General features: G+C 68.4%; 17 protein-coding genes and 1 pseudogene. 15 read left to right on the forward strand and 3 right to left on the reverse strand.

Annotated elements, in window-relative coordinates:
* Position 1 precedes the first annotated feature (1 nt).
* The gene (locus EER30_RS07795; protein ID WP_240669878.1) at positions 2-1,294 is read right to left on the reverse strand and encodes a glycosyl hydrolase; all 1,293 of its coding nucleotides are present in this window, start codon (positions 1,292-1,294) and stop codon (positions 2-4) included.
* 143 nt (positions 1,295-1,437) lie between these two features.
* On the opposite strand from EER30_RS07795, the gene cysC reads away from it, so the two are divergent.
* The 8 genes from cysC to EER30_RS07835 all read left to right on the forward strand — a co-directional run bounded on the left by cysC (position 1,438) and on the right by EER30_RS07835 (position 11,588).
* Positions 1,438-2,958, forward strand: a complete 1,521-nt coding sequence (cysC, locus tag EER30_RS07800; RefSeq protein ID WP_127499674.1) for an adenylyl-sulfate kinase — start codon at positions 1,438-1,440, stop codon at positions 2,956-2,958.
* A 91-nt stretch (positions 2,959-3,049) separates the two neighbouring features.
* The gene (locus EER30_RS07805) at positions 3,050-4,822 is read left to right on the forward strand and encodes a Wzz/FepE/Etk N-terminal domain-containing protein (protein ID WP_127499675.1); all 1,773 of its coding nucleotides are present in this window, start codon (positions 3,050-3,052) and stop codon (positions 4,820-4,822) included.
* A 5-nt stretch (positions 4,823-4,827) separates the two neighbouring features.
* A complete protein-coding gene (locus EER30_RS07810) occupies positions 4,828-6,210 on the forward strand; it encodes a hypothetical protein (RefSeq protein ID WP_127500227.1) in 1,383 nt (460 codons plus the stop codon).
* A complete protein-coding gene (locus EER30_RS46955; protein ID WP_164842256.1) occupies positions 6,207-7,436 on the forward strand; it encodes a hypothetical protein in 1,230 nt (409 codons plus the stop codon). Before EER30_RS07810 ends, EER30_RS46955 begins: the two co-directional genes overlap by 4 nt.
* A gap of 13 nt (positions 7,437-7,449) precedes the next feature.
* Positions 7,450-8,325, forward strand: coding sequence for a sulfotransferase family protein (locus EER30_RS07820; RefSeq protein WP_127499676.1), 876 nt, complete (start codon positions 7,450-7,452; stop codon positions 8,323-8,325).
* A complete protein-coding gene (locus EER30_RS07825; protein ID WP_127499677.1) occupies positions 8,313-9,875 on the forward strand; it encodes a lipopolysaccharide biosynthesis protein in 1,563 nt (520 codons plus the stop codon). The genes EER30_RS07820 and EER30_RS07825 overlap by 13 nt, the downstream gene beginning before the upstream one ends.
* The gene (locus EER30_RS07830) at positions 9,872-10,606 is read left to right on the forward strand and encodes a class I SAM-dependent methyltransferase (protein ID WP_127499678.1); all 735 of its coding nucleotides are present in this window, start codon (positions 9,872-9,874) and stop codon (positions 10,604-10,606) included. Before EER30_RS07825 ends, EER30_RS07830 begins: the two co-directional genes overlap by 4 nt.
* Positions 10,599-11,588: a glycosyl hydrolase gene (locus EER30_RS07835; RefSeq protein WP_127500228.1), complete on the forward strand. Its 990-nt coding sequence runs from the start codon at positions 10,599-10,601 to the stop codon at positions 11,586-11,588. Before EER30_RS07830 ends, EER30_RS07835 begins: the two co-directional genes overlap by 8 nt.
* On the opposite strand, the gene EER30_RS07840 is transcribed toward EER30_RS07835, so the two are convergent.
* On the reverse strand, positions 11,578-11,946 hold the full coding sequence (locus EER30_RS07840) for a VOC family protein (protein ID WP_240669880.1): 369 nt from the start codon (positions 11,944-11,946) through the stop codon (positions 11,578-11,580). The two genes, EER30_RS07835 and EER30_RS07840, sit on opposite strands and share 11 nt — an antisense overlap.
* Before the next feature lie 85 nt (positions 11,947-12,031).
* Between EER30_RS07840 and EER30_RS07845 the strand changes: the two genes are divergently transcribed.
* From EER30_RS07845 to EER30_RS07875, 7 genes and pseudogenes are all read left to right on the forward strand, one after another.
* Positions 12,032-12,838 (forward strand): HNH endonuclease signature motif containing protein, encoded by an 807-nt coding sequence (locus EER30_RS07845; RefSeq protein ID WP_240669881.1) that lies wholly within the window; start codon positions 12,032-12,034, stop codon positions 12,836-12,838.
* Between the two features lie 127 nt (positions 12,839-12,965).
* Positions 12,966-14,285 (forward strand): hypothetical protein, encoded by a 1,320-nt coding sequence (locus EER30_RS07850; protein WP_127499681.1) that lies wholly within the window; start codon positions 12,966-12,968, stop codon positions 14,283-14,285.
* A 21-nt stretch (positions 14,286-14,306) separates the two neighbouring features.
* Positions 14,307-14,507 (forward strand): annotated as a pseudogene (locus EER30_RS07855) (helix-turn-helix domain-containing protein); the annotation flags it as partial.
* A 137-nt stretch (positions 14,508-14,644) separates the two neighbouring features.
* Complete coding sequence (locus EER30_RS07860) at positions 14,645-15,874, forward strand: hypothetical protein (protein ID WP_127499682.1); 1,230 nt, start codon at positions 14,645-14,647, stop codon at positions 15,872-15,874.
* Between the two features lie 219 nt (positions 15,875-16,093).
* On the forward strand, positions 16,094-16,288 hold the full coding sequence (locus EER30_RS50245; RefSeq protein ID WP_240669882.1) for a recombinase family protein: 195 nt from the start codon (positions 16,094-16,096) through the stop codon (positions 16,286-16,288).
* 368 nt (positions 16,289-16,656) lie between these two features.
* Positions 16,657-16,905: a GntR family transcriptional regulator gene (locus EER30_RS07870; protein ID WP_127499683.1), complete on the forward strand. Its 249-nt coding sequence runs from the start codon at positions 16,657-16,659 to the stop codon at positions 16,903-16,905.
* Positions 16,906-17,675: 770 nt separating this feature from the next.
* On the forward strand, positions 17,676-18,590 hold the full coding sequence (locus tag EER30_RS07875) for a replication-relaxation family protein (protein ID WP_127499684.1): 915 nt from the start codon (positions 17,676-17,678) through the stop codon (positions 18,588-18,590).
* A gap of 532 nt (positions 18,591-19,122) precedes the next feature.
* Here the strand turns inward: EER30_RS07875 and EER30_RS07880 are convergent.
* Positions 19,123-20,607 carry a recombinase family protein gene (locus EER30_RS07880; RefSeq protein WP_127499685.1) on the reverse strand — a complete coding sequence of 495 codons (1,485 nt, stop codon included), beginning with the start codon at positions 20,605-20,607 and terminating at the stop codon, positions 19,123-19,125.
* Positions 20,608-20,677: the final 70 nt, after the last annotated feature.

A 20,677-nucleotide genomic window follows, 5' to 3' on the forward strand; every position in this document is an offset into this window, starting at 1 on the left:
CTCAGCGGCGCGGCGTGACCGCCACCTGGAAGATCGGCAGGCGGCCGAGCCGGCGATAGGCGTGCAGGGCGGCCGGCGTGCTGTCCACCGACGAGTCCTGCCCCTTCTGGTTGCTCGGCGTCTCGAACTGCACCATCGCTTTGATGCGCGGGAACTCACGGATCTCGCTGCCGAGCCGGCGGTAGAAGTCGGCCTTGTACTTCGGGTTGCGCTTGGACGACCAGACACCCCACTCGGCCAGCATCAGCGGCTTGTCCGGGTGCCGGGTGGACGCCCAGTTGTAGAAGCCGGGCCAGGCACGCTTGCCTTCGAGCCGCCGGTTGAACACCTCGGAGAACTGGCCGTGGCCGTAGCCGGGGTCGCTGTAGGCGTAGGTGTCGAGCCCGATCCAGTCGACCACGTCGTCGCCCGGGTACATCGAGTTGAACCAGCTCTTCTGCGCGTGCGGCACATAGGCCATGTGCACCAGCACGCTCACGACGTTGTCGGCGCCCTTGGCCCGCAGCCGCTTGATGACGTGCCGGTACATCGCCGCGTAGTCGCGCGCGGTGTATCCGGAGCCGGCCCTCTCCCGTACGTCGTTCTCGCCCTCGTGGTGCACGGCGAAGAAGAACTGCTCGGGAAAGTTGTGCTTGATGTGCTTGGCGAGCCGGTCGAGGAACGCGTCGGTCCGCCGGTCCCCCTTGGCGATCTTGGCCCAGGACGCCGACTCGGGCTTCCAGTTGAGGAACAGGATGCGCCGCTTGCCGGGCTCGTGCGCGATCCGGATCTCCTGCTCGGTCGGGAAGAGCTGCCGGGTCCCGCCGTGGTAGGCGTGATAGATCGCCTGGTGCCGCCCGGTCTTGCGCTCGAACCGGGTCAGCGCCGACGCGCCGCGGCTCTCGGTGTGCGCCCCGGGCGCGACGCCCCACAGGACTCCGCAGGTCGGCACGAGGTTGTGGCCGGTCGTGCAGCCCCGGTGCCGTGTGTCGGGAACCAGCGCGCGGCGGGCGAGCGGGGCGAGCGTGGCGGTCGCACTGGCCGCCGTCGAGGAGGCAGCGGCCGAAGACGGCACCGCGGATGAACTCCCGGGGGTTGACGAGGGATCACGTCGGCTGGGAGCGAGCGCGTGCGGCACTCCCGCGGGCTGCTCGGGCGGGGTCAGCACCGGCACCGAGACTGTCGGATCGCCGGGCAGGGCCGCCGGAAGTCCGATCTGGTCGACACCGCCGGTCCAGGCCCAGGCGAGAGTGGTGGCAACGGAAAGGACGAAGGCCGTGGGAACGGCGGCGATCTGAACAGCGCGGCGACTCACGATCAGCCAGTATTGTGACTTTAGTCCGTTTTGTCCATTACCTGACGGGAAAGCAGAGAAAGAAAGAGGACGGGATACCCGTCTCGACCTCGATCGGACGGGCTGAGAAACTGTCCCCTAATCGGCCGCAGGGGGATACGGAAGTGAATGGTTCGGTGCTGCCCGAGGACGTGCTGCGCGACGCTCCGTCGTACACCCCGCACCCGCACGAGTTAGCGGATCTCGATCTGCTGCTCGCCGGCGCCTACGCGCCCCTGACCGGCTTTCTCGGACGCGCCGATCTCGACGCGTTGCGCCGCCGGGGCCGGCTCGCGGACGGTACGCCGTGGCCGGTCGCGGTCACCCTCCAGATTCCTCACGAGATCGCGTCGCGGCTCGTGCTCGACGACCCGCTGCGCCGCACGGTCATCCTCACCGACCCCGAGGGCGCGCCGGTGGCCGCGCTCGAGGTGACCGACGCGTGGCCGGTCGCCGACCGTCGCTACGGCGTCGGCGGCACGGTGCGCCGCATGGGCGACGGCGGCCACGGCCCGTTCCAGCGGCTGCGGCGCACACCCGAAGAGGTGCGCGCCCTGCTGCCCCCGGGCCGGGTGCTCGGGGTGATCGCCGACCGCCCGCTGCACCGCCCTCAGCTCGCCCAGATCGCGCACGCGGCCCGCACCCTCGGCGCCCACCTGCTGATCATGATCCCGGTGAGCGGGCCCGGCCCCGACGGCCTGCCGCCCGAGGCGCTGGTCCGCGCGGTCTTCGCCGCCCGCGACCGCATGCCCCCGGCCACCATCGTGGCCGTCCCGCTGCTGACCCGCGGCGACGAGATGCGCGACGCCCTGCTGCGCGCCCGCGTCGCCGGGTCGTACGGGGTGACCCACCTGCTGGCCACCGGCGAGACGCTGTCGGGCGGCAACCTGCGCGTGCTCGTCCCGCGCGAGCTGGCGTACGACAACCGGGACGGCCAGTGGCGCTGGCGCGACGACATCCCGCCACGCAACCGCCGTCTCGCGATGACCCCGCGCGAGGTCGACGACCTGCTCGACCGGGGCTTCCCGCTGCCCGAGTGGCACACTCCCCCGGCCGTGGCCAAAGAGCTGGTGCGGGCCCGCCCGCCGCGCCGCCACCGGGGCCTGGTCGTCTTCTTCACCGGGTTCTCGGGCTCGGGCAAGTCGACGATCGCCCGCGGGCTGGCCGACAGCCTGCGCGAGAGCGGCGAACGCACGATCACGCTGCTCGACGGCGACGTGGTGCGCCGCGAGCTCTCCGCCGGGCTGGGTTTCAGCAAGGCCGACCGCGACGCCAACGTACGCCGCATCGGCTGGGTGGCGGCCGAGGTGGGCCGGCACCGGGGCATGGCCGTGGCCTGCCCGATCGCGCCCTACGAGAACGCTCGTGCCGCCGTACGGGCGATGGCCGTGGCGGCGGGCGCCGGATTCGTGCTCGTGCACGTCAATACCCCGCTCGAGGTCTGCGAGCAGCGCGACCGCAAGGGCCTCTACGCCCGCGCGCGGGCCGGGCAGCTGCGCGGGCTGACCGGCGTCGACGACCCGTACGAGGAACCGGCCGACGCCGAACTGACGATCGACACGACGACGATCACCGTCCCCGAAGCCATCGAAATGGTGGCCGCTTACTTGATCGACAGCGGTTGGGTGGAGCCGAAAATGCAGTAAGCCATCACGTCGGCGGGAGTGAGCCGTTTACCCCTCCGGGGGCGAAACGCCCGATAACTGCTCACTCCACCCCCGAAAGGGCCGCCAGCCGATGGAAGCGTCACGCCCTGCCGACGTCTCGCACTATCTCGGCGTGTTCCGCCGCCACTGGTGGATCGCGCTTCTCGCGACGGGGGCCGGGTTGGGCGCCGGCGCGGGCCTGACCTCCGCCATGCCGAAGGTCTACCAGTCCTCGACCGCCGTGCTCGTGCAGGCCGTCGACCAGGACACCAACCAACAGGGCGGCCGCACGAAGGGCATGGTCAACCTCGACACCGAGGCCCAGCTCGTCGGTTCCGGCGCGGTCGCCGTCAAGGCGGCCACGCTGCTGCGCAGCTCGCGCACCCCGATCGAGCTGGCCCGGGACGTGTCGGTCGAGGTGCCGGCGAACACCACCGTCCTGATGGTCACGTTCCAGGCCGCCGTGCCCGAGGACGCTCAGGCCGGCTCGCACGCGTTCGCCGAGGCCTACCTGCGCAACCGCGAGGAGACCGCGCAGAACGGCCTCAACCAGCAGATCAAGACGCTGACCGCGAAGATCAAGCAGCTCACCACGACGCTCGCCGTGATCAATACCCGGCTCTCCCGGGCCACCCGCGGCAGCTCGGACGAGAGCAACCTGCTGAGCCTCCGCTCCAACTCGCAGAACCAGCTCAACGGCATGACCGGCAAGCTGAACGAGCTCACCACGACCACGATCGGGGCGGGCAGCATCATCAGCGACGCCCGGCTGCCCGACACGCCGGTCAGCCCCAACCCGATGATCAACCTGGCCACCGGGGGCATGCTCGGCCTGCTGCTCGGGCTCGGTCTCGGGTTCGTGCGGGAACGGTACGACCGCCGGCTGCGCACCGCCGCCGACGTGCGCGACCGGGGCCGCATGCACGTGCTGGCCGCCCTCGACGAGCGCACCACGCCGCACTTCGACGACGTCCTGCAGCCGTACGGCGCGGGTGGCCGGGTCTTCAACCGGCTGCGCAACGAGGTGCTCGCCACCATGCCGCAGGGCGATCAGATCATCGTGGTCACCGGGGCGAGCCGCGGATCGGCCAGCACGCTGGTCGCCGCGAACCTGGCCGCCGCCCTGGCCCGCACGGGCAGCGACGTCGTGCTGATCGGCGCGCACCTGCCGGACAGCGTGGTGGACGCCGCTCCGCTGGCCCGGATGCTCGGCGTGTCGGCCGTACCCGGGCTCTCGGATCTTCTCGCCGGCCGGGTCGGCCTGGCCCGGGCGTTGCAGCGCACCCCGCGCATCCCGTCGCTGCGGGTCATCACCACCGGCGGAGCGGCCACCGCGGCCGGCCTCATGCAGTCGCAGCGGCTGCGGGACACGCTCGAGGCGCTGCGGCGGCAGGGCGGCTACATCGTGATCGAGGCGCCCTCGACGGCGAGCAGCGCCGACGCACAGAGCCTGGCCAGCCTGGCCGACGCCGCGATCCTGGCCGTCGAGCTGCGCCGGGCCCGCCGCCCCGCCCTGCTCGACGCGGCCGAACAGCTGCGGCGCGTGGGCACCCCGCTGCTCGGCGCCGTCGTGCTGCCCCGCCTGACGAACCTGCGGCACTCCGAGGTCACCGGGCCCGCGGTCACGCTCAGTCCCCCGTCGCCGAAGCCGTCGCCGCGCCCGGACGAGACCGCCGTGCTCGACCGTGACCTGGTGCAGCCGAAGCGCTTCCCGACCAACACGGTGTCTTCGGCCGAGCGGACCGCCAACCAGCAGGTGCGCCAGCGGGTCGCCGACAGCGCCGAGGAGATCACCGCCGTCATCGACATGTCCGGCGCGGACGCCACCGACGCCGCCAAGGCGCAGGACGGCGACAAGAAGTGACAGCGGTGTCCCAGGCCTCCTCGCCGGGGCCGGGGTCCTTCACGCCCGTCGCACGCTCCGGGCACGGCGTCCGCCGGAACCGCGCCCTGCCGGCCTGGCCGGTCGCGAGCATCCTGGCGTTCTATCCGATCTGGTGGGCGCTCGGCCTCGGCGTTCTGATCTTCGCGCTGATGGCCGTGCCGATGCTGTTCCTGCTGATCCGCCGGCGGGCGGCCGGTCGCCCGCTGCGGCTGCCGCCCGGCTTCGGCTGGTGGGTGGTCTTCCTGATCGCCGTCGTGGTCAGCATCGGCGCGCTCGGGGCCGACCCGGCGGGCACGGTCGCCGGGCACGCCACCGGCCGCCTCCTCCCGGCCGGCTACAAGGCGATCATGTACGCCTCCCTGACCGTCCTGCTCGTCTACACCGGCAACCTGACCGACGCCGAACTGCCCCGCCGGCGCCTGGTGAAGCTGCTCGGCTGGCTGTTCGTGGTGACCGTCCTCGGCGGCCTGCTCGGCATGGTGGCCGGCTCGTTCGAGTTCACCTCGCCGGTCGAGTGGCTGCTGCCCCCGGGCGTGCGTAACAAGGGCTTCGTGCAGTCGCTCGTGCACCCGTACGCGGCTCAGATCATGGACATCGTCGGCGAGGGGCAACCGCGACCGGCCGCACCCTGGGGTTACACGAACACCTGGGGGAACAACTTCTGCCTGCTGGCCGGCTGGCTCGTCGTGGCCGCCTGGCAGAACGGCAGCGGCCGCGCGAAGTTCTGGGCCGTCGTCTGCCTCGTCGTCTCGATCGTGCCCGCGGTCGTCTCGCTCAACCGGGGCCTGTGGATCGGCCTGGGCGTGCTCGTCGTCTACGTCGCCGTCCGCTACGTGCTGGCCGGCAAGCTGTGGATCGTCGGCGCCGTCGCCGCGGCCTCCGCGCTGCTGTTCGTCGCGCTGGTGGCCACCCCGCTCGGCGGCGTCGTCGGCGCCCGCCTCGACAACGGCAAGTCGAACGGCGTGCGCTCGTTCCTCATCGACCGCGCGATCGAAGGCTTCCGCGGCTCCCCGGTCGTCGGCTACGGCGGCACGCGCAACACGCTCGGCGGCCGCAACTCGATCACCGTGGGCGAGAGCGCCGGGTGCGAGCGCTGCGGCAACTTCACGGTGGGTGGCAACGGCCAGCTGTGGCAGCTCCTCTTCGCGCACGGAGCCGCCGGCACGGTGGGTTACCTGGGCTTCTTCGCGTACGGCCTGTGGCGGTTCCGCCGCGACCGCAGCGCGATCGGCGTGGCCGGCTCGGCCGCGATCGTCACGTCGTTCTCGGCGATGCTCTGGTACAACTCGCTGGTCACCCCCCTCGCCTTCATGGTTCTGGCCTTCGCGCTGCTCTGGCGCAACTCGACCGAGGGGGAAACGACATGAGCCCGGTGCGGACCGCGCCCGCCGAACTGACCGCGGGCGACGCCGAACTGCGCACGCGCTACCTGGCCGAGGTGCTGGGCCTGCTCTACCCGCCGCCGTGCCGCACCGACGGCTCCCCCGGCACCCCCATCGCCGAATACCTCGTGGTGCCCGACGCCCGCCGCCCCCGCCTGCTGGTGCCCTCGACCTCGCGCCGGGTGGCCGCCGCCGCCGTGCGCCGCTACGCCGAGCCGCAGTCGCGCGCCGCCCGCCTCAAGCGCGAAGCCGTCGTCGCCGCCGTACGCACCGGCGCGTCCGGTGTGCTGCTGCGTGACCGCATACGGGTCACCGGCCCGTTCTCGGAGAGCATCGACGGCTACCTGAGCGAGATGCTCGGCCGTGAACTGTCGGTCAGCGTCCACATCGGCCCGGCGCGCGCCAACCGCAAGCCGGTGCTGCAACTCCTCGGTCCCGAGGGCGACACGTTCGGTTTCGGCAAGCTCGGCACCGGCCCGCTCACGCAGCGGCTCGTGCGCGCCGAGTCGGCTGCCCTGACCTCGCTGGCCGGCAGCGGCCTGACCAAACTGACCGTGCCCCGGGTGCTGCACTCGGGCAAGTGGCGCGGCCTGGAGGTGCTGGTGCAGTCCGCGCTGCCGGTGTGGTTGCCGCGGGCCCCGCTGAGCCGGCGCCGCCTGGTCGCGGCCATGCTCGACGTCGCCGGATGTTGCGGCTACAGCACGGGCACGCTCACCGCGAGCGGTTACTGGCACGAGCTGCGCGGCCGCCTGACCGGGGTCACCGACCGGGCCGAGGGCGCCAGCCTCGCCGCCGCCGCCGAGGTACTGATCCAGCGGGCCGACGACATCATCTTCCGGTACGGCTCGTGGCACGGCGACTGGGCGCCCTGGAACATGGCCAACATCGAGGACACGCTGCTGGTCTGGGACTGGGAACGGTTCGCGTCCGGCGTGCCCCTGGGCTACGACGCCATCCACCACGAGCTGCAGAAACGCATCCAGTCCACCGAGAACGCCCAGGAGGCGGTCGAGGCAACCGTGCGCGGCGCGGCCGAGATGCTGGCGCCGTTCGGCGTACCGGTGGCCGGTCGCGAGATCACCGCCCTGCTCTACCTGGTGGATCTGGCCACCCGATACCTGACCGATCGCCAGGCCGAGGCCGGCGCCCGCCTGGGCGTACTCGGCACCTGGCTGCTGCCGGTGCTGATCCGGCGGGTCGAGGAGCTCTGAGGAGAGAACCATCATGGACGTACGCAACCTCCCGGCGCCGATGAAACGCGTCGTGCACCTCGGCACCCGCTCCTACGGCCGGCTCACCGCCCCGGGCCGCATGACGCCGTCGTTCCTGATCTGCGGCGGGCAACGCTGCGGCACCACGTCGCTCTATCGCGCGCTGGCCGGGCACCCGGTGGTGCTCAAAGCCGTGCTGCACAAGGGCGTGCACTACTTCGACACGAACTATCAGCGAGGCCTGGCCTGGTATCGCGCGCACTTCCCGATGCAGCGCAGCGCCGAGAAGATCGGCGAACGGTACGGGGTGACGCCGCAGACCTTCGAGTCGAGCCCCTACTACATGTACCACCCGCAGGCCGCGGCGCGGATCGCCCGCGACCTGCCGCAGGCCCGCCTGGTCGTGCTCGTGCGCGACCCGGTCGAACGCGCCTACTCGCAGCACCACCACGAGGTCGCCCGGGGCTACGAGACCGAACGCGACTTCGGCGCCGCCCTGGCCCTCGAGCCGGCCCGCCTGCACCGCCAGGAGGAGCGGCTGGCCGACGACCCGGACTACTACAGCTTCGGCCACCAGCACCACGCCTACCGGGCGCGCGGCGAATATGCCCGCTACCTGAGCGTGATGGCCCAGCACGTCGGCCGCGAGCGCATCCACGTGGTCGAGAGCGAACGTTTCTTCACCGACCCCGAACCGGTCTACGACGAGGTGTGCGAATTCCTCGGCCTGCCCAGCTATCTGGAACGCCCCGCCTTCGAACGCCACAACGCCCGCCCGCGCCAGAGCGACATGGACCCGGCCCTGCGCCGGGAGCTGACCGACCACTACCTCCCGCACGACGAGGCCCTGGCCAAGTGGCTCGGACGCCCGCCGGTATGGCGCCAGTGAGTCAGGTCCTCGAGAAGCCGGCTACCGGCGCACGCGGCGCGGCCCGGGGCGGGCTGGCCAACATGGCCGGCTCGGCCCTGGCCGGTGGCACCGGCGTGGTCGTCACCTGGATCGTGGCCCGCTCGCTCGGCGCCGAGCAGGCCGGCGCGTTCTTCGCCGCCACGGCCGTCTTCGTGCTGGCCGGCGGCCTGGCCAAGCTGGGCACCCCTACCGGCCTGGTCTACTGGCCGGCCCGTCTGCGCGCCACCGGCCGCCCCCACCTGCTCGGCACCTGCCTGCGCACCGGCCTGACCCCGGTCGTGGTGCTCTCGATCGTGCTGGCCGTCGCGATGTGGCTGGCCGCGCCCTTCCTGGCCCAGGTCACGGCACGCGAGTCGGCCCACGTCATCGACGCGCACACCGCCGGCCTGCGGGTCCTCGCCGCTTTCCTTCCGTTGCAGGCCATGACGGACGCCCTGCTCACGGCCACCCGCGGCTACCGCGCGATGCGCCCGACGGTGACGCTCGACCGCATCCTGCGCAGTGTCCTCCAGCTGATCCTGGTCGCCGCGGCCGGCATCGCCGCGCTGTGGACGGCCGGCTCGCTGTCGGCGTTCGCGCTCGCGTGGGCCCTGCCGTACCTTCCCGTCACCGTGCTTTCGGCGTACGCCCTCAGAAAGGTCTACCGCGCGGGCAAACCACCCCGTGCGCGCACCCATCGGGCCGAACGGCGTGCGCTGCGGCGAGAGTTCTGGCGCTTCACCGGCCCGCGCGCCGTGGCCAGCGTCGCCCAGCTCGCCCTGCAACGCGTCGACGTGCTGCTCGTCGCCGCGCTGGGCGGCCTCGCCCCGGCCGCGATCTACGCCGTGGCGGGCCGCTTCGTCGTGCTCATCCAGTTCGCCAACCAGGGCATCTCGCAGTCGGTGCAGCCCCGGCTGGCCGAAGCCCTGGCCGTCGGCGACCGGCGCGCCGCGAACGACCTCTACCAGACCGCGACCGGCTGGCTCGTGCTCGTGACCTGGCCGATCAACCTCCTGGTGATCTTCTTCGCGCCGGTGTGGCTGCGCCTGTTCGGCGACCGTTACGCCGCCGACGGCACAATCGTGGTGGCCGTGCTCGCCTCGGCGATGCTGGTCGCCACCGGCTGCGGCATGGTCGACATGGTGCTCGCCATGGCCGGGCGCACCTCGTGGAACCTCGTCAACGTGCTCGTCGCGCTGACCGTCACGGTCGTCCTCGGCGTGCTGCTCATTCCCGCGTACGGGGCCCTCGGCGCGGCGATCGGCCTGGCCTGCTCGATGCTCGCCAACAACCTGCTGCCCCTCATCCAGGTCGGGCGCTCGGCCGGGCTGCACCCGTTCGGCCGGGGGACGCGGGCCGCCGCGCTGCTGTCGATCGCCTGCTTCGGCGTACTCCCCTGGGCCGTCACTTTTGTGTGCGGGACCGGGACCGGGGCCGCCGGCCGCACCCTCGCCATGCTCGCCGCCGTGCCCGCCTTCCTGGCCGGCACCTGGCTGTTGCGCGTTCCTCTCGCCCTGGGCGCGTTCAAACCGAGAAGGAGGACGAGTTGACCACCGACTACACCAAGGTGTTCCAGGACACCGACGCCGTCGAGAAGTACGAGAACGTCACGTACGCGCCGGACAGCTACGCCTCGCAGATCAACGAGCGGCAGCAGGACTACCTGCGCACGCTGGTCCGGCGCGAGTTCGGCGAGCTCGCCCCCGTCCAGCACGACTTCGCCTGCGGCACCGGGCGAGCCATCCGTACGCTGCACGGGCTCGTACGCGAGGCGCATGGCTACGACACGTCGGCCGAGATGATGGCGAAGGCGGCCGAGGTCGGGTCGCGGGCGAACTGGCACCAGGTGGCCGCGGACGGCCCGGTGCCGCACCCCGTGCCGGCCGGCTACCCGGCGATCGTCACCATGTTCCGGCTGCTGCTCAATGTGGACGCCGGCATTCGCGACCGCGCGCTGGCCTTCGCCGCTCGCGCCCTGCCGACGGCGGAGTCGGGCATCCTCGTGGTCGAGAATCATGGGAACGCCGCGTCGGTGCGGCACCTCGGGGCGCGACGGCATCGCGGCGAGCGCTGGTTCGCCGAACTGTCGCACGACGAGGTCGCCACGCTGCTCGACCGGCACGGCTTCGTGATCGTCGAGCGGCGCGGCTTCTCGATGATCACGCCCTCGCTGCACGGGAGCGCGGTGGCGCGGGCGGCCGACGCGGCCGTGCGGCGCCTGCCCGGCAGCGACGCGTACGCGGTCAACGTCCTCTACACCGCGCGCCGTGTCCATGCGTAGGCTCGCTCTTCTTCTGCCGGTGCTGCTGCTCGCGGGCTGTTCCTTCGGGAAGGACGACCCGCCGCCGCCCGCCCCGCCGCCCGATTTGTCACGCACGCCCGCCGCAGTGGCCGTGAACCGTGGGCCGTTCCAGGCCGGGCCGGTCGGGGCGCCCGGCCGGGGTGCGCTGTTCGGGGCGTGGATCAAGCCGGACCAACTGACGCACGTGGGGCGGCTCGCGGCGGTCGACAGCCTGCAGGCCGACCTCGGACGGTCGTTGCAGATCGTGAACACGTACCGGCGCTTTGAACAGATGGTGGGAACGCCTTCGGACAAGGAGTTCCTCGCGCGCGGGGCGACGCTGATGGTGAGCTGGGCCACGGGTGACAACCGGTCCATCCTGGACGGGCAGCACGACGACCTGATCCGTAAGCAGGCTCGGGCCGTCCGGAAGATTCGCAAGCCGGTGCTGCTGCGCATGCGCTGGGAGATGGACCGGCCCAACCTGCGGGCGACGATGTGGTCGGGGCAGGACTACGTCGCGGCCTGGAAATACGTGCGGGAGATCTTCCGGCAGGAGCGGACGAAGAACGTGTCGTGGGTGTTCTGCCCGACGGCCGAGGGCTTCATCCGGGGGGACGCGCCGGCCTTCTATCCCGGCGACGACCAGGTCGACTGGACGTGCGTGGACGTCTACGCCGGGGAGAGGTTCGAGCCGATCGGGGTGCTGATGGGCCCGTTCCTGACCTGGGCGGCCCAGCGGCCCAAACCGATCGTCATCGGCGAGTTCGGGGTGGCGAAGGCCTGGGGGTCGGCCCGGCGGGCGGCGTGGATCAAGGATGCGCGACGCACCTTCAAGTCGAACCCCCAGATCAAGGCCATCACCTACTTCGAGTCGGACCCGGAGGGTAACGGGCCCAACAAGCAGTTCCAGCTGACCGGGGACGAGCCGGCGTTCAAGGCCTTCGAGTCGATGGTGAAGGACCCGTACTTCAATCCCTGAGCGGTTGCAGGAACTCGAGCCGGTTGCCGTGGTCGTCCTTCGAATAGAACCGCCGGTGGCCCGGGAAGTGGGGATCCCACTCGACCGGGCGGCCGGCGGTCTCTATCCGCGCCGCGAGCGCGTCGAGGTCGTCGACGAGAACCCCGGGGTGCGACCTGTTCTGCGGCACGAAATCCGCCACCGGCGAGACGTGGATCTCCCAACCGCCGCCGCGGAACCAGGCGCCGCCGCGGGCCTTGAGGACGGGCGGCTTCTCCAGCTCGTCGAGACCGAGAACCCCGGCGTAGTAGGCGCGAGCTGCGGTTTCGCCGCCGGGCGGGCAGAGGACCTGGACGTGGTGGAGCCGCTCGAAGTTCATGCTCCTCATTAAACCGTACGCCCGTACTGCAAGTCAGTGGCGATCGACTTCAGATGCTGGAGATGGATCTCCTGGGGTTCCAAGGTTGTCGTACGGATGTTTCGACCTCAACCAGGCCGCCGTGATCGCCAAAACCGTCGACTCGGTCCCCGAGAAACTCGCCGACCTGGACGACGTCGGCCCGGCCGAAACCTCGCAGCTGACCCAGAAGGCCCTCGACACCATGATCGAGATGGCTACGCGACTCCCCGCCTACCAACTCGTCGAGGTCGGCCACCGCATCCTCACCCACGTCGCTCCTCATCTGGCCGAGCGCGCCGAGGCAGCCGCTCTGGCCCGCCTCGAGAGACGCGCCCACCAGCGCCGCGGTTTCGCCATGTCGCGCCCGTCCGACGGCCTCGTGCGCCTCTCCGGCCGCCTCGACCTCGAAGCCGCCGCCACCGTCCAGGCCGCCCTCGATCCGTTGCGCAAGCCGACCCCTGGTGACGACCGCACCCCCGAACAGGTCCGCGCCGATGCCCTGGTCGACATCTGCCGCCCGACTCTGCGCGAGCCATCCCAGGTGGTCGTCACGGTGGCGTTCGACCCGCTCGCTCAAGCGCTGGGCGTCGGAGAGACCGACACCGGCCAGCGGTTGTCGCCCGAAATCGTGCGCCGCGTGGCCTGCGACGCTCTCATCCTCCCGGTCATGCTGGGCGGCAGCAGCCAGGTCCTCGACATGGGCCGCACCCGCCGCCTGGTGACCGGGGCGCTGCGTCGCGCCCTGCACGTGCGCGACCGTGGCTGCGCCTTCCCGGACTGCGATCGCCCGCCCCGATGGTGCGACGCACACCACGTTCTCCCGTGGACCAAAGGCGGCACCACCAGCCTGGACAACCCAAGGTCTCACTAGTTGGGATCATCGCGAAGCCGCTGAACGCCTTGAGGCTTCATCAGCTGGCGTCCGGATCTGGCGACGACAGTGCACAGATCGAGGGCAAGACCTTGCGGAATGTCCCGTAACATTGCTGCCGCAAAGCATGTGGCTGGCGAACGGGGTAGGCGGAGAATTGAGCAATCCGGGCGGACTTGCAGCTCTCAAGGAACGTGCGGCGACAGCGAACCTTGACTTTGAGGAAATTACAGGCGGCAGGGTTCCGCTTGCCATGATCAATATTCCGGTTCTTGGTGGTGGATTCCGAAAGATCTACTCGGACGATAAGGCAGCTAGTTATTTTATTAGCTCCGATTTCCAATCCTGGGTCTTCATAGGAGACTGCATAGCCGTCGTAAACGCTGCTCAAGATTTCGTCGAAGCGCTATTGTCGCCTAGTCAAATGCGGCAAATCCCGGGCAGGATTTTGATGCGAATGGCCGGAAGGGAATCTTCACTCGAAGATCGACTCATCAGTAGACTGCCGGAAGACTTCAGCCTTTCCTTTAAGTCAAGAACTGAGACAACGCCTAGTTTCAGGCTGGGATACCCTACGCCCGCACTAAGCCTATCTCGCACTAACAATCGAGTCGATTTTTACTCAGACCATGTTCCGCCGGGACTCAGTTTATTCTTCGACAAAAGCATAGTTGAGGGATTGGATACCCGCGCGGCTACCGCCCGGTTCAAGGAGGTAGTGGATTCAGTACTTTTTGAGTTGGATCTTAAATTCAATCTAGCACTCGATGTTGCGAGATTTCGTGACAGTCGAACACTGGGACCCGTGCGGCCCATTGACTACTCGGCAAGCCCTCAGGTGCCGGCACTGAGATATTCCCCTGAGGCCGCCGCACTCTACCGGTATGCAAGGTCGTCGGGTGCAATGCCATTGCTCTCATACCTAGCCTTCTACCAGGTCTTAGAGCATTTCTTTCCTGCCTACTATGAGCAGGCAATACTCACACGCCTTCGGCAGGCAACAATGGATCCGCTATTTGATCCACATAATAACTCACACCTTTCGAAGCTGGTGCAGATATCGGCCGGGCGGGGAGCGGGATCAGAAAGGGATCAGCTGAAGGCCACCCTTCGCTACTGCGTTGCCGTTGATGAAGTGGAATCATTCTTAGGCGAAAGCGTCGAGCGTTCTACTTTCCTCGCGGACAAGAATGCTCTTTCTGCTGTCCGAGCGATATCTCCACGTGATGCAAATTTCGCACTAACCGACCAGATCGCGGAAAGGGTCTATCAGATTCGTTGCAGAATCGTCCACAGCAAGGACGGCGGCAATGCCGTTAACAGCGCACCTATGCTGCTTCCATTCAGCACTGAAGCGAACAAGCTGGGATACGATATCCAACTTATTAGATTCCTTGCGCAAAAAGTATTGATCGCAAGTGCCAGTCGAGCACCATGGACTACATGAGGCGACCTTCTGGATCTCGAACGGTATCTGTCGTTCGCGGAGCGGGAAAGATCGCGATGCTGAACGGTCAGGGCTTCGGGATGCCCGAGATAGCGCGCCAGGTCGGCCGTGACCGCTCTGCGATCTCGCGGGACCTGATCCGCAATGCGGCTACCCGGGGGCGGCAAGCTCGAATACCGGGCGTCCGTTGCGCAATGGAAAGCCGAGCTGCGGCTCCGGCGGTGGTGGCTCAGGGCCGTCCGCGCGGCGTCCGAAGTCCCCAGACCCACCACCGGATTACCCCTTCTATTCCGCATGACGAGGCACTAGCATGATGGCGTTTGCGCCGCATCAATCTCGGGCGAGTTAAGGATAACCATATGAAGGAAGTTGCGGTTACCGCAACAGGAGCCATAATTGTCCCGGCAATTCTGTGGCTTTTTTACAGTGCAGTACGAACGGAATGGCCCGAAAATTATGTCACCGCCTCGCAGGACTTCGGCACCGTCGTAAACAGAAGCAGTATCCGCTATCTAGTCTTTCGCGTTGTGCCGGCATACCTAACGTCGCTGATCGTGGCTACGACGGTGAGCCGGTTCCACGGCAATGGCATGACAGCTGCGCTGGCCGGTGCCGCCATTTTCGTGTATTCCACCCAGGGGAGACACATCTACGATGTATGGCGACGGCAGCACGGTCATCGGCGGCTGCCCGTTCTAGTGGTGAGTCTAGCGGCCGGATGCGGGATTATGGTTGCATCCGCGCTTGGCGGACTAGGGCCGGGGCCGTTCGTAGCAGTAGTGCCGCCGATCGACGAATTCTTTAAGTCCTTTTGGACCACGATCTTGATCGCGCTAATAGCAGTAGCGGTGGTCGGGTACTCTCGACACCAGACCTCTGTGACAGAACTCGTTCGCCGCTCACGGGAGGAAGTAGGCAAGAAGTTGCTTGACTTCGCCCAAGAGACGGCACATAAGTACGCCACCGATCCATGTCTGGTAGAGGCCGTCCTCCTAACAGAAAACCTCGAACGGCCGAAGTGGGTTCGGACCCTAGAACGATTGAAGTCAAGGTTCGTCCCACGGGGCAGTTATGGGGTTATGCAGGTACAGGCGAACGAGCCATTATCGGACGAGTCCTCAATCGAACACGCCATTCGAGAGCATCTTGCAGGTTGTACAATCGAGCGCAACGAGTACGGCGACTATTCGGCTCAAGCACTTGAAGATGCGCTAACTTCATATAACCGCAATAAGAACTTCGTTAGTCTCGCAACCTCGATATATAGCAGCATCTACATCCCAATCCACAGCGATTCCAACGAACCTAATACAGCGTCTTCGGAAGAGCGCAAGCAGCAGCGTATTGAACTCACGGCCAAGTGTTACGTTGCGCTTACTCAATGCCTACTTGCTGGAGAGGCTGGAATGTTAGCCATGGCGAGACTCCCACTCAGCGAGCTACGAAGCTTGGCGAGCATCGTGGAGCAGGTCCCCCACTTCCTCAGCAGGGAGGAGGCGCAGGTGATCACTACCCTCGGGAGGCATCTTGCCGAAACAGGCGCAGAAGTGCCTCGGCCACGCTCGACTGATGACGCCGACACGTTGTAGTTGACAAGGCGCGGTTGTCCGGTCCGGGCTGGCGGGACAGTTACTTTGCCGCCACCGCGCGGACGCTTCGACATCCTTCCGGTGTACCGGGTCGACAGTTCTCCCGCCGACTTTCCGACCTCCTGGACTTGTTCACCGAACTCGACAAGGCCGGAGTCACCTTCGTCTCCGCCACCGAACCGTTCGACACTCCACATCCACCGGCCGAAGTGGTCCTCCATGAACGTCGGCCGCAACCTGGACAACCCTGCGTACACCGGTGACATCGTCTACAGCGACGTCCGCGTCATCGACGCTCACAAAGCCCTCCTCGACCGCGAGACCTGGCTCCGCGTCCGCGACACCTCAGGCATCCGCGCCGACCATCGCGCAGCAATTCCTAGCTTTTGGGGCGGACGCGAGTCGAACCCATGACCCGATCGAGTCACGGTGAACCGGTTGGATTGGGTTCAGCACGAGGCGGGACCGCCTATCAGGAGTGCGTCCGGTTCAGCGTGATGCGTCGGTTGCTGCATCTCACTGCTGTACAAGGAGAGCGGCCGAGAGGCTTCCCCGTCGCGCGTTTGCCACATACGCACCGTGGGGCAGATGTCGCGCCACTGGCCCCCGACGTCGGCGGGACATCGGGGGCCGAGCTGCCGGCGAGGTCAGCGGCCCCGCAGAACCGGATGATGTTTCTCCCGGCAATCAACACGGTACACAGCCCGCCTACGCCTGTCTACGTGCGTACATGTACGTAGATCACGGGAGGTAGGCGTAAGGGCTCGCCTACTGTCCGTTTCATGACCGACGAGTCGCAGGAGCCGTACCGTCACCGGACGCCGCGTCCGGTCTACGTGATGATCGCGGACGAGCTCGCTGCCGAGATCGCCGAGGCTGCCGTGGATTCGCCGATCGCCAGCGAGAACGACATCCAGCAGCGTTGGGGTGTGGCTCGTGCGACTGCCCGTCACGCGATCGCCGAACTGCGAGAGCGCGGCCTGGTCTACACCGTGGCGGGTCGGGGTTCCTTCGTCGCTCCGGCAACGTAGGAATCGGCAGATCAGCGCTGGTCTATCTGGCAGACTGCACCGAGTGGATCTCTCGAACACCTGGTCCTGCAACTATTCGTCATCTGCAAAACTCCGTAATCACGGTTGATCAGCTGGGCCGGGCGGGCGTCTCCTGGTGCTTGTATCCCGTGTGGCCGGTCGCTGGTCCGTGGGGACCCGTGCCTATGCAGCCTTAAGTGAGCAAGCCGGTTTACGGGTCCGAGGACAAGCGGCGGCTGGTTGGCATCGGGCGGCTCCGGTGATCGGGCGGACCCCGAATCGGGCACCCACACCGGTGAGTTGAGCCCCGGTGTCCGGCACACGCCCGGATACGCGCGCCACGGCCGTACGAGGCCGTCGGCGGTGCGTGTCCTGCGCGTGTCTCGGCACCCTGCTCCTCACGGCCATATCGCGAGTCATCAGGTCTACGCCCGACCGGGCGTTGGCCGGCGGCGTGATGTTGGCCGCCCGCCGCCTCGTCGATGCCTTGGAGTTTCTGATGATCTCGCATCACTTCGGTCACTCGGATCAGTCCTGTCGCCAGCGCCGCGCTGAGTCTCGGGGTTCGGTTGTTTCCGGCGTCCCGCTGGAGGTCAGTACGGGGGTCCGGGTGGGGGTCCCACTTGATCAGGACCCCCACCCGGACCCGTTGTTGGGTCTGACAGTGCAGCTCATGCCACCTGTCAGCCGCGATACTGCTGCCGCGACTGACCCTCTATCAGGGGTCCCCTGTGGGGTAAATGCGGCTATGCCGGCCGCCGGTGGTGGCGGTGACTGAGCCGATCCTGCGGGTGCAGTCCGCCCTGACCGGCCGGGATCTGGTCCTGTTGGGCTGGCTCGCCGATCATGGTGTGTTGACCACCGAGCAGATCGCCGCCGCGTTGTTTCCGTCGGTGAACTTCGCCCAGCGGCGGCTGCGTGCTCTGCTGGCGTTGCGGGTGGTGGACCGGTTCCGGCCGCAACGTCCGGACGGCGGATCGTGGCCGTATCACTGGCTGCTCGCCCAGTTGGGTGCGGACGTGATCGCCGCGCAACGCGGCGAGCCGGTCCCGCGCCGGGACTTGGCGCGGCAACGGCGGTGGCAGTTAACCAACCGGGCCAACCTGCCGCACCTGTTGGGCGTCAACGATTTCTTCACCCGGCTGGCCGCCCACGCCCGCACCCACCCCGACGCCCGATTGGAGCGCTGGTGGTCGGCTGCTCGTTGTCAGCAGGCTGGAGCGTTCGTTACCGCGGCCGACGGTCGGGTCGACGGGACCGCCCTGGCCTACCGGCCTAGGGTGCGCCCGGACGGGCACGGCATCTTCACCGACTCGCATGGCAGCACCGCGTTCTTCCTCGAATACGACTTGGGGACCGAACCGCTGACCCGGCTGGTCGACAAGATCGACGGCTACCACCAGCTCGCCCGGGTCACCGGCAACCTGTGGCCGGTCCTGTTCTGGCTCCCCAGCACCGCCCGGGAACACCACCTGCACGAAGCCCTATCCACCGCGCGCAGCGGCTACCCGGCCGCCACCGCCGTGCACCACCGCCCCGGACGACCCGCACCCACCAGCAGCTCGGCACCCGGGCCGGACGACCCGGCCGGGCCGGTCTGGTGGCTGCATCACCATCCCGGCCCCACCCTCTCGCTGGGAGCCCTCGGCAGCGCTGTCACCGCCAGGATCCGCAACGCCGCATAACCGGATCGTCACGGACCTGAGCCACAGCGCGAAGACCGGGGCGATCAACGAAGCTCCCGGCCCACAACGGGCCGGGTCGATCACCGAAGGAGAACCATCATGGTCCTGACCATCAGACCCGACGTCGTGACCGTCCACGCAGGAGGGACATGGGAGCACGCCGTGATGCCGCACGACTAAGCCGTGCCGCGCACGGCGAAAGACCACCCGGCACCACCGCACCAGACCGTGAAACCGACACTGACCGAGACCACGCGATCGACCGGACGGCGCGACTCGCGGCCATCGCACGAGTACGTCCCGGCGATGATCGAGCCACCGAACAACTCCGGCGCGCCTTACGCGACCAGCAGTACATGGTCCACGTCGCCGCTGCCGTGGACCGCTGGCCGGCCCTCACCGACGACCAACGCGACACCGTCGCGGCCCTGCTCAACACGCACCACGAAACGTCCTGACAACCCATCTCCCTCAGCGACACTGCGGCGGGCGGGCACCCGCCAAACGGGTGCCCGCCCGTCGTGCCTGCTGATCAGGTAGCGGTCTTCCACCACACCCGTTGCTCCGCCGGGTAGCGGTGGCCTTTCGACGGTGACCGGCGAACCCGCAGCTGGCCGCAGGCCCGGGGCGAGAACAGCAACCGCACCAGCTCCCGGCGGGCAGGCATCGGAGCCGCCGTCCACTGCCGGACCACATCGACACCCGGAGTCATGAAATCGCGTAGCGGAGCAGGGGTGGTCAGTTCCGCCTCCCGCGCCTGCGCCGTCTTCAGCCGGGCCAGGATTGCCGGTTCCGCCCGGGCAGCGAGGGTCACCGTGATCTGGCCGGCTCCTACCTGGTCGGCCAGGTCGTCCAGTTCCGCCTGGATCTCGGCGACCTGATCCCGCACGGCCAGCAGCGCGGCATCGTCGTCACCGCCGATGTTCAGCCACGCGAGGTTCTCCGGGCGGGACAGGTAGTCGATGACGGCCGCCTCCGCGAACGTGTTCAGCTCGTCGTAGCTGATCCGGATGCAGCCCTTGCGGTGGCAGACGTACTCGCGGCCCCGGTCACCGGAGCGGGCGGCGATCGGGCTGTCGCAGACATCGCACACGCCGATCATCGACAGCAGATGCACCGCCCGGCCCGGCCTGGTCGTGACCCGCTCCGGTGCGGTCAGCCTGCGCCGCACCGCCAGAAACACGGCTCTGGTCACCAAGGCGGGCCACACTGCCGGAGTGAACGTCGCGTTCGGCGACAGCGTGTGCCCCGATGTCCGTCCCGGGTCGTGGACCCGTTGGCCGCTGTAGGCCGGGTTCATCGCCAGCGACCGCAGGTGCTGCGAGCTGAACACCAGCCCGGTCCGTGTCCGGATACCGCGTTCCCGGAAATCGCGTTCCACCGAGCGGAGAGAGTGCCCGGCGTGTAGCCGCTCGAACAGCTCCCGCACCACCGCCGCCTCCGCGGGCTGTTCGATCTGCTCGACCAGCTTGCGGGTCACCGGGTCATAGCGGCGCTGATAGCCATACGGACAGCGTCCCGCTGGGCGTCCGGCCGCCGCTGTCGCGGCTGCCGCCCGGCGGGTCCGCTTCGACGTCTCCGCCGAGGCCAACTCGCTCTTGACCGCCAACTCCAACAGATCAGCCCGGTCGTACGGGTTGGCCGGATCGAACAGCCGCTCATAGGTGAAGATGAAAATCTTCACCGCGCGGTCCTCACACAACTCGATCAACCGCACCCACTCGTTGGTACGCCGCGAGCCCCGCGACCCCTCCCACAACACCAGCAAGTCTGCGCCGAACCGGCCCGCCTCCAGATCGGCGATCAGCCGGTCGAAACCCTCCCGAGCCTTCGCCGCATACCGCGACGCCGACCCGACATCCCGGTACGGCGCGCCCAGCGTCCAACCCCGTTCGGCCGCGACGCCGAGGTGATCGTGGTGTTGCTCCTCCGGGGACCGCTCACGCCCAGACCTGTCCTGACTGACCCGCAAGTATTCCCGGCCTGTCACCGCCGGGCTGGTGCTGACAGCTGGCATACATCGACCGTACCAACTACGGAAGCACTGGCAACACCGTGCTGCTCTGCCGTCGGCATCACCGGCTTCT

Origin of the sequence: Actinoplanes solisilvae (assembly GCF_003999975.1) — a bacterium.
GTDB lineage: Bacteria > Actinomycetota > Actinomycetes > Mycobacteriales > Micromonosporaceae > Actinoplanes > Actinoplanes solisilvae.

Bases quoted from the DNA above. Each gene is read 5' to 3' on its own strand.
- EER30_RS07805 (WP_127499675.1), top strand. From the start codon at position 3,050: ATGGAAGCGTCACGCCCTGCCGACGTCTCGCACTATCTCGGCGTGTTC.
- EER30_RS46955 (WP_164842256.1), top strand. From the start codon at position 6,207: ATGAGCCCGGTGCGGACCGCGCCCGCCGAACTGACCGCGGGCGACGCC.
- EER30_RS07820 (WP_127499676.1), top strand. From the start codon at position 7,450: ATGGACGTACGCAACCTCCCGGCGCCGATGAAACGCGTCGTGCACCTC.
- EER30_RS07825 (WP_127499677.1), top strand. From the start codon at position 8,313: ATGGCGCCAGTGAGTCAGGTCCTCGAGAAGCCGGCTACCGGCGCACGC.
- EER30_RS07835 (WP_127500228.1), top strand. From the start codon at position 10,599: ATGCGTAGGCTCGCTCTTCTTCTGCCGGTGCTGCTGCTCGCGGGCTGT.
- EER30_RS07840 (WP_240669880.1), bottom strand. From the start codon at position 11,946: ATGAACTTCGAGCGGCTCCACCACGTCCAGGTCCTCTGCCCGCCCGGC.
- EER30_RS07850 (WP_127499681.1), top strand. From the start codon at position 12,966: ATGTGGCTGGCGAACGGGGTAGGCGGAGAATTGAGCAATCCGGGCGGA.
- EER30_RS07860 (WP_127499682.1), top strand. From the start codon at position 14,645: ATGAAGGAAGTTGCGGTTACCGCAACAGGAGCCATAATTGTCCCGGCA.
- EER30_RS50245 (WP_240669882.1), top strand. From the start codon at position 16,094: ATGAACGTCGGCCGCAACCTGGACAACCCTGCGTACACCGGTGACATC.
- EER30_RS07870 (WP_127499683.1), top strand. From the start codon at position 16,657: ATGACCGACGAGTCGCAGGAGCCGTACCGTCACCGGACGCCGCGTCCG.
- EER30_RS07880 (WP_127499685.1), bottom strand. From the start codon at position 20,607: ATGCCAGCTGTCAGCACCAGCCCGGCGGTGACAGGCCGGGAATACTTG.